The organism is Arthrobacter sp. (assembly GCF_031179385.1).
Lineage (GTDB): Bacteria > Actinomycetota > Actinomycetes > Actinomycetales > Micrococcaceae > Arthrobacter_D.
Window position 1 is genome coordinate 1 of record NZ_JAPSHV010000207.1, and the last position, 2,811, is coordinate 2,811.

4 protein-coding genes are annotated in these 2,811 nt (G+C 65.7%); all 4 read left to right on the top strand.

From position 1 onward, the window contains the following. On the top strand, window positions 1–216 hold a 216-nt coding region (locus RIF85_RS15545), incomplete at its 5' end, for an FCD domain-containing protein (protein ID WP_309072805.1). 196 nt (window positions 217–412) lie between these two features. After that, window positions 413–1,141: an SDR family oxidoreductase gene (locus RIF85_RS15550; RefSeq protein ID WP_309072806.1), complete on the top strand. Its 729-nt coding sequence runs from the start codon at window positions 413–415 to the stop codon at window positions 1,139–1,141. Next, on the top strand, window positions 1,134–1,733 hold the full coding sequence (locus RIF85_RS15555; protein WP_309072807.1) for a carboxymuconolactone decarboxylase family protein: 600 nt from the start codon (window positions 1,134–1,136) through the stop codon (window positions 1,731–1,733). The genes RIF85_RS15550 and RIF85_RS15555 overlap by 8 nt, the downstream gene beginning before the upstream one ends. A gap of 58 nt (window positions 1,734–1,791) precedes the next feature. Next, complete coding sequence (locus tag RIF85_RS15560) at window positions 1,792–2,805, top strand: TAXI family TRAP transporter solute-binding subunit (RefSeq protein WP_309072808.1); 1,014 nt, start codon at window positions 1,792–1,794, stop codon at window positions 2,803–2,805. Window positions 2,806–2,811 lie beyond the last annotated feature (6 nt).

Below are 2,811 nucleotides of genomic sequence, written 5' to 3' on the forward strand. Positions count from 1 at the left end.
AGGCTGGACCGGCTCATCCAGGTTCTCTGGGACGCTACCGACACCTACCGGTTCGTGTACTACGGTGTGCCCACCAACCGCCACCGGGTCGAGGAAGAGCACAACCTGATCATCGACGCGTTCGCGGATCGGGATGCCGAGCGGCTCGTCAAACACATGGACGAACACCGCAACCATGCCGTCGACGCGCTGCGCAGGTTCCTCGACGCGAAGTAGCGGGGCGAGCGGGAGATTCGAGCTTCGAAGAGGGTCTTTTCCTGGCGTCAGTAACATGTCACACTCTAATAACACTCCCCACAAACGAAGTTACCTCTGGTAACTTTTAATGTGACACGGCTTACACCGTGGCTCGAATTTGTATACAATCTCCAATAACGCCTCATTCGATGACGAAGCAAAGGGATCACATTTCGTGGAGAACTGGCTAGGACTAGCTGACCGGCGTGTGCTGGTCGCCGGGGCCGGCGGCATCGGTGAAGCCTGCGCCGAGGCATTCGCCTCGGTGGGCGCCCGCGTAGTCGTGGCTGACATCGACGAGTCGCGGCTGGCGGAACATGAGAACGCCATTCCGGCGGACTTCTCGACGGCCGCAGGCTGCGAAGACGCCGTCCGGCAGACGGTCGACGCGCTCGGCGGCATCGACATCCTTCTCCACGCGGTCGGCGTCAATCACCGGGTTCCGGTCCTGGATACTGATGACGACGACTGGCAGCGCACCCTGGACGTCAACCTCTCAAGTGCCTTCCGCCTCGGCAAAGCCGCCGGCAAGCACATGGTCGACGCGGGTTGGGGCCGCCAGGTCTACTGCTCCTCGGTCTCGGGCCTCCTCGCCCACCCCGACCACGGCCCGTACGCCGCGAGCAAGGGCGGCATCAATCAGATGATGCGCGTGATGGCCCGCGAGTGGGCACCCCACGGCGTCACCGTCAACGCGATCGCCCCCGGGTACACCGAAACCGACCTGACGAAGGCGCACCTGGACAAGCCCGGAGTGCGTGAGCACTACACGTCCCTCGTTCCGGCCGGAAGGCTGGGCCGCGTCAACGACCTCACCGGCTCCGTCCTCTTCCTCGCCTCCGACCGGGCGTCCTTCATCACCGGACACGTCCTCTACGTGGACGGAGGCCGGACCCTTGTTTGAGTACCCGCTCCTGGTGCCCGGCGGCCTTTCCCTCGAGCAGCAGTCGCTGTATGAGAAGATCACCGCTGGCCCACGCGCCAACGGCCCGTTCACCATCGTGCACGACGACGGCTCCCTCGCCGGCCCCTTCAACGCTCTCCTTTTTGCCCCCGGCATCGGCAACGCGGTGCAGGAACTTGGCGCAGCGCTGCGGTTCCACGGCGCGCTGCCCGACCGCACCCGCGAACTTGTCATCTGCGCCGTCGCCGCCGCGTTGAACTCGGAGTACGAGTGGTACGCGCACAGCAGGGCGGCCGTCGTCGTCGGCGTCTCCGAGGAGGAGCTGGTCCAGCTGCAGGCTGGCACCATACCTACCAGCGCGTCCGAAGGCGAAGCCGCCGCGCTCGAGCTGGCACGGGAACTGATCGCGGAAGCCGGCGTGAGCGAGCACATCCGCTCAAAGGCTCATGAACACTTCGGCCCGAGCGGGCTGACAGAGCTGACGGTCCTCGTGGGGTACTACCGTACCCTCGCGGGACTGCTGGCCGTGGCTGACGTCCGGGCCCCGGCCGAAACCGCTCCAGATCGGGGGCACAGCAGTGACCAGCAATGACAACCAGCACAAACCTCATCACCGCACCACAACCCATCACATATCAAGGGAGAAACCCATGACCAGCACCACGAACAAGGTTCGCGGACCGCGCATCGTTGCCGCCGCCATCCTTGCACCGGCACTGTTCCTGAGCGCCTGCGGAAGTCCCGTTACTGACGGCGGCGGCGGAGGCGGAGGCGGCGCCGACTCCGGCGAAGGCGGCACCCTGTCCATCGCCACGGGCGGCACCGGCGGCGTCTACTACCCGCTGGGCGGCGGCTTCGCGACCGTCATCCGTGAGAACGTCGAGAACTACGACGCCACGGTTCAGGAGACCAACGCGTCCGTCGACAACATGCTGCTCATCCAGAGCGGCGCCGCGCAGCTCGCCTTCTCGGTGGGCGACGTGGTTGCAGACGCCGTCGAAGGCGTGAACGACTTCGAGAGCGGCGCGCTCGACATCTGCTCGCTCGGCAACATCTACAACAACTACCTGCAGCCCATCTCGGTTGAGGGAACAGGCATCACCACCGTTGAGGAGATGAAGGGCAAGGTCGTCTCGGTGGGCGCCCCGGGTTCGGCTACCGAGGTGGCCGCCCTGCGCACACTCGAAGCCGCCGGTCTCGATCCCGAAGCGGACATCGACCGCCGCCAGCTCGGTGTCGCCGAAACAGTGGCAGCGCTGCGTGACGGCACGATCGACGCCGGTTTCTGGTCGGGCGGCCTGCCCACCGGTGCCCTGATCGACCTCGCGGCCGACGGCGACATGGTCCTCATCCCCATCGGCGAATATGCAGCGCCGATGGCCGAGGAATACGGCGAATACTACGTGGAGGAGGAAATCCCGGCCGACACGTACGAGGGCCAGACCGAGCCCATCTCGGTGATCGCCTCGCCGAACATCCTCGTGGCCGCGACGAGCATGGACGAGCAGCTCCAGCAGGACATCACCACCGCCCTGTTCGAGAACAAGGACCAGCTCATCCAGGTGCACCCCGCCGCGGAGGAGATGGACCCCGCCACCGCCGGTGAGGTTCCGTTCGTCGAGACCTGTCCCGGCGCGCAGGCTTACTTCGACCAGGCCGGCTAAGACCGG